The organism is Serratia sp. P2ACOL2, assembly GCF_003691565.1.
GTDB classification, from domain to species: domain Bacteria; phylum Pseudomonadota; class Gammaproteobacteria; order Enterobacterales; family Enterobacteriaceae; genus Serratia; species Serratia liquefaciens.
In genome coordinates this window covers 939978-954805 of the sequence record NZ_CP033162.1, presented here as the reverse complement: position 1 = coordinate 954805, position 14828 = coordinate 939978, and the positions used below count along the sequence as shown (strand labels likewise).

The 14828-nt window shown below is 55.8% G+C and carries 11 protein-coding genes and 1 pseudogene; 4 read left to right on the top strand and 8 right to left on the bottom strand.

What is annotated here, in order from left to right; translation table 11 throughout:
• The first annotated feature begins 25 nt into the window (after window positions 1–25).
• Both EBA31_RS04525 and ybaK read left to right on the top strand, forming a co-directional pair.
• Window positions 26–829 carry a TraB/GumN family protein gene (locus EBA31_RS04525; RefSeq protein WP_122077535.1) on the top strand — a complete coding sequence of 268 codons (804 nt, stop codon included), beginning with the start codon at window positions 26–28 and terminating at the stop codon, window positions 827–829.
• 225 nt (window positions 830–1054) lie between these two features.
• Window positions 1055–1534, top strand: a complete 480-nt coding sequence (ybaK, locus tag EBA31_RS04520; RefSeq protein WP_020825546.1) for a Cys-tRNA(Pro)/Cys-tRNA(Cys) deacylase YbaK — start codon at window positions 1055–1057, stop codon at window positions 1532–1534.
• Between the two features lie 47 nt (window positions 1535–1581).
• Here the strand turns inward: ybaK and EBA31_RS04515 are convergent, their stop codons facing one another.
• Window positions 1582–2322 (bottom strand): isoprenylcysteine carboxylmethyltransferase family protein, encoded by a 741-nt coding sequence (locus tag EBA31_RS04515; RefSeq protein ID WP_122077533.1) that lies wholly within the window; start codon window positions 2320–2322, stop codon window positions 1582–1584.
• A 236-nt stretch (window positions 2323–2558) separates the two neighbouring features.
• Complete coding sequence (gene ushA / locus EBA31_RS04510; RefSeq protein WP_122077531.1) at window positions 2559–4211, bottom strand: bifunctional UDP-sugar hydrolase/5'-nucleotidase UshA; 1653 nt, start codon at window positions 4209–4211, stop codon at window positions 2559–2561.
• A gap of 180 nt (window positions 4212–4391) precedes the next feature.
• Between ushA and EBA31_RS04505 the strand changes: the two genes are divergently transcribed.
• Both EBA31_RS04505 and ybaL read left to right on the top strand, forming a co-directional pair.
• Window positions 4392–5609: an MFS transporter gene (locus EBA31_RS04505; RefSeq protein WP_020825543.1), complete on the top strand. Its 1218-nt coding sequence runs from the start codon at window positions 4392–4394 to the stop codon at window positions 5607–5609.
• A gap of 247 nt (window positions 5610–5856) precedes the next feature.
• The gene (gene ybaL, locus EBA31_RS04500) at window positions 5857–7548 is read left to right on the top strand and encodes a YbaL family putative K(+) efflux transporter (RefSeq protein WP_122077529.1); all 1692 of its coding nucleotides are present in this window, start codon (window positions 5857–5859) and stop codon (window positions 7546–7548) included.
• 270 nt (window positions 7549–7818) lie between these two features.
• Here the strand turns inward: ybaL and EBA31_RS04495 are convergent, their stop codons facing one another.
• The 6 genes and pseudogenes from EBA31_RS04495 to adk form a co-directional block, all read right to left on the bottom strand.
• Entirely contained in the window at window positions 7819–9123 is a 1305-nt protein-coding gene (locus EBA31_RS04495; protein ID WP_020825541.1) for an inosine/guanosine kinase, read from the bottom strand.
• A gap of 91 nt (window positions 9124–9214) precedes the next feature.
• Complete coding sequence (hemH, locus tag EBA31_RS04490; protein ID WP_044548739.1) at window positions 9215–10177, bottom strand: ferrochelatase; 963 nt, start codon at window positions 10175–10177, stop codon at window positions 9215–9217.
• A gap of 146 nt (window positions 10178–10323) precedes the next feature.
• Window positions 10324–11472 (bottom strand): glycerate kinase, encoded by a 1149-nt coding sequence (locus EBA31_RS04485; RefSeq protein WP_122077527.1) that lies wholly within the window; start codon window positions 11470–11472, stop codon window positions 10324–10326.
• A 9-nt stretch (window positions 11473–11481) separates the two neighbouring features.
• Window positions 11482–12747, bottom strand: a complete 1266-nt coding sequence (locus EBA31_RS04480) for a GntP family permease (protein ID WP_122077525.1) — start codon at window positions 12745–12747, stop codon at window positions 11482–11484.
• A gap of 118 nt (window positions 12748–12865) precedes the next feature.
• Window positions 12866–13998 (bottom strand): annotated as a pseudogene (locus EBA31_RS04475) (sugar diacid recognition domain-containing protein).
• 166 nt (window positions 13999–14164) lie between these two features.
• Window positions 14165–14809 carry an adenylate kinase gene (adk, locus tag EBA31_RS04470; RefSeq protein ID WP_020825536.1) on the bottom strand — a complete coding sequence of 215 codons (645 nt, stop codon included), beginning with the start codon at window positions 14807–14809 and terminating at the stop codon, window positions 14165–14167.
• Window positions 14810–14828 lie beyond the last annotated feature (19 nt).

Genomic DNA, 14828 nt, shown 5'->3' with positions numbered 1-14828 from the left:
ACACGCTATTCAGGAGCCACGCTGTATGGGTCAACTGTTACGCCGAATCGCCGCCTTTCTCGGCCTGATATCCCCGATGACTTACGCCTACCCGGCGCTGGATATTCGACTGCCCGGCGATCGTCAGTTCCATCTGGTGGGCAGCATTCATATGGGCACGGTGGATATGTCGCCGCTGCCGGCCAAGCTGGCAGCTCGCCTCAAACAGGCAGATGCCCTGATTGTTGAAGCCGACATCACCGGTTCCGCCTCGCCCTTTGACCGCATCGAACAGCAACCGGAACTTGAACAGCGGCTCTCAGAGTCAGAATTTCAGCAATTACTGACGCTGTGCCAGGAGCTGGGTGCCGACGTCGACAGTTTTTCCACCCTGCCCGGCTGGCAGGTAGCGTTAATGATGCAAGCCCGTCAGGCTCAGCGATTGGGATTACGCGCCGAATACGGCGTGGATTATCAACTGTTGCAGGCGGCCAGAGACCAGCATAAAAAGGTGATTGAGCTGGAAGGGGCGGAACACCAGATGAGTATGCTGGAACAGTTACCGGAGGGAGGAATGGCATTGCTGCGCGACACGCTGGAGCACTGGCACACTAACGCGCGCTTGCTGCAAACCATGGTGAGTTGGTGGATAGACGCGAAACCCAGCGGTATGCTCGAAACCCTGCCCGCCACATTCAGCGCCGATTTGTACGACGTGTTGATGCACCAACGAAATCGCGACTGGCAACAAAAGCTGGAGGCGTTACCGCCAGGAAATTACGTGGTGGCGGTAGGCGCACTGCATCTGTATGGCGAGGATAATCTGCCGGCGATGCTGCAGGCGCAGTAAAAAAGTGGCCAATATCGCTACTGGCCAGTCAAAGAGGAATTTCTTGTATTTTAGTTATACGCATAGCAACCGTGTTAACGGTTACAACAGACAGGGTAGCAACCCAGTGAACATCTTGGCAACCCGCTTTACGCGGCTGCCACTCAGGTTGCTGTTACCGTTATATTTTTGTAATTTTGTTGCATCCGTTTGCAACCTCCCACTTAACGGGGAAGAGGAAAACACATGACGCCCGCAGTGATCCTGCTTGAGAAACAAAAAGTCGCTTTTACCCTTCATCCTTATCATCACGACAGTGCTGAAACCAACTTCGGCGATGAAGCAGTGAAAAAATTGGGGCTGGATGCAGACCGCGTCTATAAAACGTTACTGGTGGCGCTGAACGGCGACGCCAAACATCTGGCAGTGGCGGTCACGCCGGTAGCTACACAGTTGGATCTGAAAAAGGTCGCTCGTGCGCTCGGCGCCAAAAAGGCAGAGATGGCCGATCCGCTACTGGCGCAGCGCGTGACGGGTTATCTGGTCGGCGGCATCAGCCCGCTGGGGCAAAAAAAGCGGCTGCCAACGGTGATCGACAGCCCGGCACAGCAGTTCGCCACCATTTATGTCTCCGGCGGTAAACGCGGGCTGGACATCGAACTGGCGGCGCAAGATCTTTGCCGGCTGTTGGCCGGCAGCTTCGCCGATATCGCCAAGCGCGACTAGAAGCCTGATGACGCGGCCGCAGTCCCAACGTCGGCCGCGGGATCTGATTACTCCGTCGGCTTATTCCGTATCCCCATTCGCGGCAACAACATGGGAACATGTCGGCAATACCGCTGATAATCCGCCCCTAAAGCTTTAAGCAGGCTACGTTCTTCAAAATAAACACCCACCAAAATATATAATGTCATACCTGAATTAAATAATAGACGCCCAGCGGTCATCTCTGGCGTGAACCAAAATGCCAGTAACATTCCCGTCATCATGGGATGCCGTGTCAACCGGTAAAATCCTCTTACCTGAAAAGGCAAATCGGTATATTGGCGTTCTCTCCATTGCAGCCAGGATTGTCGCAAGCCAAATAAGTCGGTGTGGCTGATCATGCAGGTTGACGCAAAGACCACGAGCCAGCCTAGCGCACTAATACCGTTAAGCCCCCATGCGGCAACACTGTCTGGCGGTAGCCGCCACAAGACGCCCGGCAGTGGTTGCCACACAAGCGCCAGCAGCGCCAACGACGCACCGGCAATTAACACATAGGAGCTTCTTTCCAATGCCGGGGACAGCGCCAAACGGGCCTTGAACCTCTCATGGGCCATAACGGAATGCACCAAGCCAAACAGCAAAAGCAAAACGATATTCACCAGCCAGGGCCATACGTCGGTATCCTCCCTAACGGCGACCATATTTCTCAGCCCCCAGCCGTTAAGTAATAAAATAAGCAAAACAAAGCCAACCAACCCCAAAAAATAGCCGACGACGCCATATAAAAGCACTGCTGCCCTGTACATTTCATTTCCTCTTCAATCACGATTATTTCGCTGAGTTTTATTCCCTGGAAAAATTATGATTTAAGCAAGATAAAATCATTAACCCTAAAGGTATAGACAAAGAAAATAGAAATACAATTATGCAAGACAGGGAAAACAATATTGAAATTAATAATATTCGAATTCTTTTATACTGGAAGTGTGGTAATGCGGGGAAAATCGACGGCGGCTTTTAACCGGTAAAAGCCGCCATAATATTATTGATAAACGATCTCGCCTTTAGGCTCATAAGCCGCTGCGTCCAGCGGTGAGTGCTTCTCGATGTATTGCTTCAAGACTTCGGCATCGATAAACCCGGTGTTGACGTAGCTTGGCAGGGTATCCAGCTTCGGATAACCGTCGCCGCCCAACGCATTGAAGTTCAACGTGGCCATACGGTAGGTTTTGTCCGCCTGCAGCGGTTCCCCCTTGATCTTGACGTTGCTGACGCCCTGACCGTCCGCCGTTAGGCTAACGTTGGCAAACTGCGCATAGGCCCCGGAATCTACCTTCATGTTGGCGACTACAGCCAGGTATTTTTCCACGTCGCTGCCTTTCATCTCGACGTAGACCAGCGTATTGCCGAATGGCTGCACTTTCAGCACGTTTTTATAGGTGATATCGCCGCCTTCAATCGAGTCACGCACCCCGCCACCGCTCATCACCGCAAAGTCAGCCTCGGCACGTTCCATCTGCGCTGCCAACAAGACGCGTGACAGGTTGGTCTGTACAAAGCGCACTTTGCTGCGGTCGCCTTCCAGCTTGCCGTTGACGCTGCCAATCTTGACGTCCAACTGCGCCTTACCTTTTTCCTGGAACGGCGTCAGCAGCTTCATCATGGAAGGATCTTCTGCGATCTGTTGGGTGTAAAACACGCGCTCACTGGTGCCGTCGGCTTTCTCCACCTTCTTCTTCAGGTTGACCGGGATCAGTTGGTAATGCACCAGCTTCAGCTCACCGTTACGGAACTGGAAATCGGCGCGGCCCACGTACTTGCCCCACTCATGCGCCTGCACAATCCAGGTGCCGTTCTGACGATCCGGCGCGCACGGCGTGCCCGGCACATAATCCACCTGCTTGTGGTTCTCGCCCGCCATACAGACCGGATCCTGCGAATGACCACCAACGATCATGTCCAGATAGCCGGCAGGCAGGCTGCGCGCCATCTCAACATCGCCCGGCGCGTTGGAGCCGTGATTGCCGTCATCGTAATGGCCCATGTGCGTTGCGGCGATAATCACGTCCGGCTTTTCGTCCTTACGCAATTGCTCCACTACCTGTTTGGCTTCCTGTGCAGGAACACGGAACTCGATGTCGGTAAAATACTCCGGGTTGCCAATCTTGGCCGTGTCATCCGTCGTCAGGCCGATGACCGCAATCTTGATCCCCTGCTTGTTAAATAAGGCATAGGGCTTGAACAGACGCTGCTGGGTGCTTTTTTGATAAATGTTGGCCGACAGCAGGGGGAAGGTCGCCCACTTTTCCTGCTGACGCAGCACGCTGAGCGGGTTGTCGAATTCATGGTTACCGATCGCCATTGCGTCGTAACCCACCAGATTCATGCCGCGGAAGTCCGGTTCGGCATCTTGCAGATCGGATTCCGGCACGCCGGTGTTGATATCACCGCCCGACAGCAGCAACAGACTGCCCCCCTGCGCTGCGACTTCCTGACGGATGCTGTCTACCAAGGTTTTCTGTGCACCCAAGCCATATTCGCCATGATCGTTCTGCCAGAAATGGCCGTGGTGATCGTTGGTGTGCAAAATGGTGATGTCGTAGGTCTTATCCTTTTCCCAGGCGCTGGCGGCTCCCGACAGGAAAGTCAGGGATACGGCCAGAGCGCATGCGGTGGTTTTTAGCGAAAAGCGCATGGCAGAACTCCATATGATCATTAACGGCTTTTTTGAGGTGACCGAAATTGTAACGCGAAACAAAGCCCTTTGATTTCAAATTTTTGCGATATACGTCAAATTATGTCGGATATGGCAAATATTGAACAACTTGCTAAGATATCTGCTCTGTCCTCTAAAACTTACCAGGCTAATAATAAAATGACCGACCGTAGCGATACTGCCATGCCACCGGCCAAGGGCAGCGCGGTTAAAGGGACTGCATTCTCGATTCTCGGTGCCATCAGCGTCTCTCACCTGCTTAACGACATGATTCAATCGCTGATCCTGGCGATTTACCCGATCCTGCAGGCTGACTTCAGCCTCAGCTTCGTGCAGATCGGCATGATTACTCTGACCTATCAGCTCACGGCTTCCTTATTGCAACCGTTAATCGGTTACTACACGGATAAACACCCGCAGCCCTATTCGTTGCCGATCGGCATGGGCTTTACGCTTTGTGGGCTGCTGCTGCTGTCCGTCGCCAATACCTTCCCGCTGGTGCTGCTGGCGGCGGCGCTGGTCGGCACCGGTTCCTCGGTATTCCACCCTGAGTCCTCCCGCGTTGCGCGCATGGCCTCCGGTGGCCGACATGGCCTGGCTCAATCGTTGTTCCAGGTCGGCGGTAACTTTGGCAGCTCTCTCGGCCCCCTGCTGGCCGCGCTGATTATTGCGCCTTATGGCAAAGGTAACGTGGCCTGGTTCTCACTGGCCGCGCTGTTGGCTATTGTGGTGCTGTTGCAAGTCAGCAAATGGTATCAACATCAGCACCGGGCAACAAAAGGTCAGCCAAAAGCGTCCTCGACGGTGAAACCGCTGCCAAAACGTACTGTCACCTATGCGCTGGGCATCCTGCTGGTGCTGATTTTCTCCAAATACTTCTACTTGGCCAGTATCAGCAGCTATTACACCTTTTATTTGATACATAAGTTCGGCGTTTCCGTGCAGAATGCGCAGTTTCACCTGTTTGCATTCCTTTTTGCCGTAGCAGCAGGAACCATAATTGGCGGGCCTCTCGGCGACAAGATAGGGCGTAAATATGTCATTTGGGGCTCAATACTGGGTGCGGCGCCATTTACGCTGGCTTTACCCTATGCTTCTCTCTACTGGACCGGCATTTTAACCGTCATTATCGGGGTAATTCTCGCTTCGGCATTTTCGGCCATTCTGGTTTATGCACAGGAGCTGATCCCCGGGAAAGTGGGTATGGTTTCCGGTTTATTCTTCGGTTTTGCTTTTGGTATGGGGGGATTAGGCGCAGCCGTTCTTGGTTATGTCGCAGATTTGACCAGTATCGAATTGGTCTACCAAATCTGTGCTTTCTTGCCACTGATCGGCATTATCACCGCATTACTGCCTAATATGGACCATAACTCGTAATACCCCTGATAAAACCCGGCTGAATCATTGCGCTCAGTCGGGTTATCTCCCGAACAAACCAACGTTATTTGACTTATTTAGTGTTAAATCTCCTTACTGCCCTGCCCAAAGCGGAATCCTCTGCTTTTTCGCAAAAAAGCTCAATTTAGCTAAGCAAGACGCGAACAAATGCAATAAACTAAATGTATCTTTTCGTAACTTTGTTGCGTTTCCCCTCTGCTGCCATGCATAGCTAGAAGGAGTCTGGATGCATAATTCAACACCCTTAATCACCACCATTGTCGGAGGGTTAGTACTTGCCTTCCTCCTCGGAATGCTGGCGAATCGCCTGCGCATCTCCCCGCTGGTGGGGTATCTTGCCGCAGGCGTGCTCGCCGGCCCTTTTACCCCCGGTTTTGTTGCCGACACCTCGCTGGCACCGGAACTGGCGGAAATCGGCGTGATCCTGTTGATGTTCGGTGTTGGCCTCCATTTCTCGCTTAAAGACCTCCTGGCAGTTAAACATATCGCTATTCCCGGTGCCGTAGCACAGATTGCCGTCGCCACTCTGTTGGGTATGGGGCTATCAAAGCTGCTCGGCTGGGATTTGATTTCCGGCCTGGTGTTCGGTCTCTGTCTTTCTACCGCCAGTACCGTGGTGCTGCTGCGTGCGTTGGAAGAACGCCAACTGATCGACAGCCAACGCGGGCAAATCGCCATTGGCTGGCTGATCGTTGAAGACCTGGCGATGGTGCTGACGCTGGTATTGCTGCCTGCGTTCGGCAACATGCTGGGCAATGACAACGCCAGCAGCGGCCAGTTGCTGACTGAGCTGGCAATCACCATTGGTAAAGTCATCGCCTTTATTGCGCTGATGATTGTGGTGGGCCGCCGGCTGGTGCCGTGGATCCTGGCGAAAACCGCCAGCACCGGCTCGCGCGAGCTGTTTACCCTTGCCGTGTTGGCACTGGCGCTCGGCATTGCCTATGGCGCGGTGAAGCTGTTCGACGTTTCCTTTGCCCTGGGAGCCTTCTTCGCCGGCATGGTGCTGAACGAGTCGGAGCTGAGCCATCGCGCGGCCCACGATACCTTACCGTTGCGCGATGCCTTCGCCGTGCTGTTCTTTGTGTCGGTCGGCATGCTGTTTGATCCGATGATCCTGATCAACGAGCCGCTGGCGGTGCTGGCAACGCTGGCGATTATCGTGTTCGGGAAATCGGCGGCAGCGTTCCTGCTGGTGAAAATGTTCGGCCACTCCAAACGCACCGCGCTGACTATTTCTGCCAGTCTGGCGCAGATTGGCGAGTTCGCCTTCATTCTGGCCGGCCTTGGGATCACGCTGGGCATGATGTCGGAGCACGGCCGCAATCTGGTGCTGGCCGGGGCTATCTTGTCGATTATGTTGAATCCGTTGCTGTTCACGCTGCTTGAGCGTTATCTGGCCAAAACCGAAACCATGGAAGACCAGATAATGGAAGAAGCGGTGGAAGAAGAAAAGCAGATCCCGGTCGATATGTGCAACCATGCGCTGGTGGTCGGCTATGGCCGCGTCGGCAGCCTGCTGGGGGCAAAGTTGGCCGAAGTCGGTATTCCGCTGGTGGTGATTGAGAACTCCCGCCCACGGGTGGAAGCCCTGCGTGAACAAGGCATCAAAACGGTGCTGGGCAACGCTGCCAATCCGGAAGTGATGGATCTGGCGCGACTCGACTGTGCACGCTGGCTGTTGCTGACCATTCCCAACGGTTACGAGGCCGGTGAAATCGTGGCTTCGGCACGTACCAAGCGGCCGAACATCGAGATCATCGCCCGTGCGCACTACGATGACGAAGTGTCTTATATCTCCGATCGCGGGGCGAATCAGGTAGTGATGGGCGAACGAGAAATCGCCAACAGCATGCTGAATATTCTCAAACTGGATACGCTGAGCGAAGAAGAGAAAATGGGCGGTTGCCCGATCTGATCGGCGATTCGATATAAAAAAGGTCCGGCATGCCGGACCTTAATCTGATAACAAGTTGTTTTTGAACCCGAGATAGCCGGGCCTAGCGCACCGAGGGGCGGTTATGGGACACATCCTTGTGTCCCACCCTGCGGGCCGACTTGGACGTCGTTCCCATTTGCTCCCGGCAAATGGGTCGGCGGGCAAGCCGCTACGACCCCTTCGGCACGCTCTCCCTAATAACGGGCTTTATGAGTAATCTAAGGTCCGGCTTGCCGGACCTTTTGCTTGTTAGCGTTCCCAGTAAGACTCTTCCAGACTGTCTTCCCGCTCCGGCAGGCCACGCGTCAGGCGCGGCGAATGCTGATTCAGCACCTGATAGCTGACACGGTTAGCGTATTTACACACCTGCGCCAGCGAGGAATAGGTCAGATAGCTGCGAACGTGCTTGCTGGAATTAGGCACGTTATTGCGGTGATAACCGTTGGCGGCGATATCATGCAGCAACGCCGACAGTGCGCCATCGCCGGCACCGTTGGTGTTCATGATTTTCTCCGGCCCGCCCATGTAAGGCGCGATGTGCGAATAGATGCGGAACGGATTTTCACAGCTTTCACGGCGCATAGCGCGGCTGAACTCATAACGGTTGAATTCGGCAATATGCCCCGGCAGCAGCGGATGCTGGGTTTCCCGCTTATTCGACTCTTCGGTATAACCCGCCATATACAGACCGTTTGGCCCGGCGGTGCACAGCACCAGATCCACCCATTCGAGCGCCATGTCAGAGGCAGTCAATGGATCGCTCAACCCGGTCAACTCCAGCGCTTCATCTTCGTTCATCGCCAGGATCGACACGTGTTGTTGCAGGAAGTCGCGCCACCATTGCGGGTTATCGGCGATCACGTACTTGGTGCCCAGCGTCAGTACTACCGGTACGTCGTGCTTTTTGGCAAATTCAATTGCCTGCATGGTGGCAGCCGGCATAGGCTCCCCTTCCTTGCAGCGCACCAAATATGACGTCAGCACCAGCGCCGAAGCACCGGCAATCACCTCTTCCTTCACGCTTTCCGGCCGCAGTTGATTCATCTGCCCGGGGCTGATGGCAAAGGTCCGTTCGCCGCTTTCGCCGATCAGCGTAAAGCAGCGGCCAATAGCACCGTCAACCGCCTGCAGGTGGTTAAGATCGGTACGGCTGGAGGTGTTGCACAGATAGCGATAGGCGTAGCTGCCAATCTTGATATTGCTGCACATCACGCCGAGCAGAACGGAACGGTCGTCCGCCAGCACGGAGTAGTTGTGCAGAGTATTGCCGATGGTGCCGCCGGCAAATTGGTGGGTGATCAGATTATTGTCGATCAGTTCCTGATACAGCGCCTCGGCGACGTCATCCTCAATCACCAGGGAGTGCCCCAGGCTCAGACCGTAACGCTGGACGAAGGCATCGTCCACTTTGGCTTCGATATCCACCAGCGTCTGATCGATACCGACGATATAGGAGGTGCTGATTTCATTTTCAGGCTGAGCTTGCTGCAAGAGCGGATCGCGGGCGTTCACCGGAAAATAGTGTTTGGACTTACGTTTACCAGGAAATTTCATTTATTTGGCGGCAGTGGCAGTTAACAGGCAGAGAATGTTAGCACATTCCTGCCCGATTGATGATGACTGTCACTATTTTGCGCTCTGGGGATCAGAGGTGCTGCGCCACCAGTTGCTGCATCATATCAATGTGCGCCGGTTCGTCGTTCAGCGCAGAAATGTACTCAAACTTCTCGCCGCCCGCCTCGAGGAAGATTTCGCGGTTTTGCTCTTTGATTTCTTCCAGTGTTTCCAGACAGTCCGCCGAAAAACCTGGGCAGATAAGCTGAATATGTTTAACGCCTTGCGCAGGCAGGCCTTTGAGGGTTTCGTCGGTATACGGCGTCAACCAGGGTTCACGGCCAAAACGCGACTGGTAGGTCATCATGACCCGATCCGGCGCCAACGGCAAAGTGTCGGTCAATGCACGAAACGTATCCTCACAACGCTGCGGATAATCGTCGCCAAGGCGTGCATAGCGCTTGGGAATGCCGTGGAATGACAGCACCAGCCGGTCCGGTTGGCCATGCTCGGCAAACGAACGCTCCACGCTTTGACGCAATGCGGCGATATAGGCCGGGTGTTCGGCATAGTCGCGGATAAAGCTGATCGACGGCAGGCGGCGATAGCCTTTCAGTATGCGCGCCACGCCGTCCCACACGGCTGCACTGGTTGAACAGGAGTATTGCGGGTACAACGGCAGTACTACCAGATTGGTCACGCCCTGTGCCAACAGCTTGTCTATCGCTTCGCCCAGGCTCGGTGAACCGTAGCTCATGCCCAATTCAACCGGCGTGTTCGGCATACGTGCGGCCAATGCGCGCTGTTGACGGCGGCTGTAGACCAGCAGTGGTGAGCCTTCGTCCATCCATACCGACTTATACAGCTTGGCAACGCGCGGCGAACGGATCGGCAGGATCGCACCGTTGAGGATCGGCCACCAGATCAATGGGGCTGTATCCACTACGCGGTCGTCACTGAGGAATTCCTTCAGATAGCGTTTTACCGCCGACGAGGTCGGAGCATCCGGCGTGCCCAGGTTCACCAGTAATACCCCGTGTTTCTCTTGCTTCATCTCAGTTCCCCTTGATTCCTTGCAAGCTAACCCCCTGTTCTGGGTCAGGGGGTTAACGTCGATTAATGGCGCCTATTGTAACGGAAAAGCGCCTCGTCGGAACCGATATCAGCAACAGGCGTTGCCCATGATAAAGGGGAATGATATTAACTCTGCGCCAGTCGCCAGACCGCCGCCACATTACGCGCCGTCACCTCCAGGTTATCGGCCGCTTCCGCCAACGCTTCCTCCAGAGAGACAACGCGATCGAGCACCGAAAAAGCGGCGTCAATACCGTGCTGGTGCACCACCTGATAATCTTTCGACAGGCTGCCGGCAATGCCGATCACCGGCAAACCAAAGCGTTTGGCCACCCGCGCCACGCCAATCGGCGTTTTGCCGTGGATAGACTGACTGTCCAGTCGCCCTTCGCCGGTGATCACCAGGTCGGCATCACGCAACGCCTCTTCCAATTGAAGGGTTTCGATCACGATCTCAATACCGGGGCGCAACCGGGCGTTTAGCATGCCAAGCAACGCCGCCCCCATTCCCCCTGCCGCTCCTGCACCGGGCGCGTTGATAACCTCACGCCCGGTAGCCTGTTCCAGCAATGTGCCGTAATGGCGCAGCGCCGCATCCAACTGCGTGACCATTTCCGGCGTGGCCCCCTTCTGCGGGCCAAACACCGCGGAGGCTCCGTTAGCACCACACAAAGGATTATCCACGTCGCAGGCCGCCGTGATGCTCACCTGCTGCAGACGCGGATCCACCCCGGAAAGATCGATATAGGCCAACTGCGCCAGCGCGGCCCCTCCAGGCGGCAAAGCCTGTCGATTATCGTCCAGCAGTCTGGCCCCAAGCGCCTGCATCATGCCGGCCCCGCCGTCGTTGGTGGCGCTGCCGCCAATGCCAAGAATAATCGTCTTAACGCCGCGATCCAACGCAGCCTGGATCAGCTCACCGGTGCCATAACTGGTGGTCATGCGCGGATCTCGCTGCGCCTTGGGAGCCAGATGCAACCCGGAAGCCGCCGCCATCTCGATAACGGCAGTTTCTCCCTCTCCCAGCAAACCATAGAAGGCCTGTACCGGCTGGCCCAACGGCCCAGTGACCGCGACCGTGACGATTTCCCCGCCCGTAGCTGCCACCATCGAATCCACCGTGCCTTCGCCGCCGTCCGCCATGGGTAGCTTCACATACTGTACCTGCGGGAAGATCTGGCGGAAGCCGCGTTCGATGGCTTCCGCCACCTCCAACGCACTCAGGCTTTCTTTAAACGAATCCGGCGCAATCACCACTTTTTTCAGCGTTTTCATTACTCTTCCTTATCCCGCCAGATTAAATACGCCAAACATCAACGCCGAGACGGCCGCGATGGTAAAGCCGACCAGTGTTTCATAAGGCAGTAGCTTCAACCGTTGATGCACGGCCATATTGACGCTGCCGCCGGTGGCATGGAAGAAGCTGCCGTGCGGCAGGTGATCCAGCACCGTCGCGCCGGCATGGATCATAGCCGCCCCCGCCAGCCCGCTGACGCCCAGCTCCAGCAGAGTGCTGCTGAAGACCCCGGATGCCACGGCGGTACCGGCAGTTGTCGAAGCGGTGGCCATCGACATTAATGCCCCAGAAAGCGGAGCCAGCAGCCAGGCCGGCATGCCGGTGCTGCTCAACCCGCTGATGAGCACGTCCTTCAGCGAAGAGTTGGCGATAATGCCTGCCAGCGTACCGGTGCCAAGCAGCATAATCGCCACCGGCGCCATACGGGACAGGCCGGAAACCATAAACTGGTTGCACTGGCGGATGCGGCCCATCAGCAATGCGCCCACCAGACCGCCCAGCGGCAGCGCTATCAGCGGATCGATGGCAATACCGGCGATCGGCCGCAGCGACAGCAGAACAATGGCAACCAAGGGTGCGCTGATCGCCGCCGCAAAGCCCGGACTAATGCCTTCGGCTTGCTGCGTCAGCTCTTCCGCCATCACCTTATCGCCCTTATCACTCAAACGGCGGGCCAGCAGATAGGCCACGATCAATCCGCACAATCCTGGCACGATACCGGCCATCATCACCGAGGTCAGCGGCACGTGGAAGTTGTCGGCTGCGGCAATGGTGTTGGGGTTTGGTGACATCACGTTACCGGCCTTGCCGCCGCCGATCATCGCCAGCAGTATCGCCGCACGCGAGATCCCGGCCTTCTGAGCGATGGAAAGGGCAATCGGCGCCACGGTGATCACCGCAACGTCGATAAATACGCCCACTGCCGTCAGGATCAGTGTAGCTACCGCCAGCGCTAACAGCGCACGGGTTTCCCCGACTTTGCGGACGATGGTTTCAGCGATGGTGTGCGCCGCGCCGGACTCGATCAACACCCCGGCCAGCACCCCCGCCGCCAAAATGCGCATCACGGCATTGGTAATGCCCTGCGCACCGGTGATCATCAGCGTCACGGTCTGCACCAGATCGGCGCCGCCGCATAATCCGCCCGCCAGCGCACCGGCAATCATGCCGTAGGCAGGCGGGACCTTGCGTAAAATCAGGACGATAGCGACGACCAATGCCACCAGCGCCCCAAGCGTGGATACCGTTGTCATTATTGTTTTCCCCGTTGTTGGTGTGGGGAAAACATATCCTGAGCGCCGGACATTGGCGTGAGAGAAAGCCACAAAAACATGCGCGCGCACACAGCGGAAAGTTGTGGTTTTACACAACTCAGCCGTGCATCAGCATGCCGATATACAGCTGCAAGGCGTCCGTTAACTGATTGATTTTTAATTCAGTAATGGCTTCAATACGCTGCAGGCGATAGCGCAAGGTATTGACGTGAATATGAAGCTCGGCGGCGGTCTGCGTCTGATCACAATTCCGCGAAAAATAGTGCCTCAGCGTGCTGCGTAATACCCCTTTTTCATCCTGTTCGCCCAAAACCTGCCAGGGGCGGGAAAGCTCTTGAGCCCGCCAGTCTTCACCCAGATCGCACAGCAGTGACGGTAGCGGATAATCTTGGTAAAACAGCGTCTTGTGCCGTAACTTCAAGCGTTTCGCCATCGCCTGGGTGGCGCGAGCCGTCAGGCTTGAACGGTGCAACCCTGCTTCGCCGCTAAAGAAACCACCGACAATCAACCGCAGGTTGAAACGCGACTGAAGCTGGCTCTGTAACTGCTGCGCCTGTTTGCGCTCCTGCTTCACATTCCACTCCCCTGCACCAGACTGGCAGGACGCAGCAGGATCATTTCGTTGAACCCGGTGATGGCGATCAGCGCTTCGCGCTGAGTCTGCTCCAGCTCCGTCAGCAATTCACGCAGCAGGTGCGGCTGCGTGTCCTGTAATTCCGCGATCCAGACAATCCGTGGCTGTTGCAGATCTAACCCCAGGTAGGCGGCCATCGCCTCCAGCGAGCCTGATGCCGGCTGCGGCTGCAGCAACTGATTGGCCAGTTCCTCGCGGTAGCGTTTTTCCCACTGATGTTGATCCAGCAACGCCGCCTGCTCCACCATCATTTCGGCCGCCATTTTCACCAGTTCGGCATAGGCACGTACCTGCGCGGGTTCACCGGAAATACCGATCACCCCCACCTGTTGGCTGTGAAAACTGAAGGGCAAATTGATGCCGGGCCGCACTCCCTTGAGGTGCGCGGCAGTCACCGCATCGATTTCCACCACCCGGTTTTCGGTCAGCGCCAGAACAGCGCCTTCATGACGCTGAAATAGGCGTGAGGGATTGCCGGAAGCGATGATGACGCCGTTGCTGTCCATCACATTGACAGAATGGCTGATGATGCTCATCGCCCGCTGCACGATCTGGCGTGCGGTGGATTCTGCCAGCAAATGGGTTGGTCTGAGCATGCGGATTGTCCCCGGGGATTAAGATGGGGGAGTTATACGCCATTTCTCTCGGTGGATTAAAGGGCACAGGCGCAACAAGCCACGGCGATCACAATTCGGCGGGTAAATAATAAAAAAAACGCCAGGCGGATGAGGCCTGGCGCTATGCACAGCAATGAAAAACCGATTAGCCGAGGATGTTCGCCAGTTCGGCGCTCACTTCGGTCACTTTGCGGGTGCCGTCGATTTTACGGTATTGGGTGTTACCTGCAGCAGCTTCTTTGCTGTAGTAGGAAATCAGCGGTGCAGTCATCTGATGGTATTCCACCAGACGTTTACGTACGGTTTCTTCCTGATCGTCTTTACGAGTTGTCAGTTCTTCACCGGTCGCGTCGTCTTTACCTTCCACCTTCGGTGGATTGAATTTAATGTGGTACACGCGGCCAGAAGGGGCATGTACGCGACGGCCAACGATGCGATCGATAATCAGCTCGTCCGGTACGTCAAATTCCAGCACGTAATCCACATTGATGCCGGCTTCTTTCATCGCGTCAGCCTGTGGAATGGTGCGCGGGAAACCGTCCAGCAGAAAACCTTTACGGCAATCTTCCTGGGTGATGCGTTCTTTAACCAGTGCAATGACCAACTCATCGGTCACCAGCTTGCCGGCGTCCATGATTTCTTTCGCCTGCTTGCCCAATTCACTGCCGGCCTTCACGGCTGCGCGCAACATATCACCCGTGGAGATTTGCGGAATACCGTATTTCTCCATGATGAATTGAGCCTGAGTACCTTTACCAGCGCCCGGAGCGCCCAGCAGAATGATACGCATTGCGTAAATCCCCTTGCTA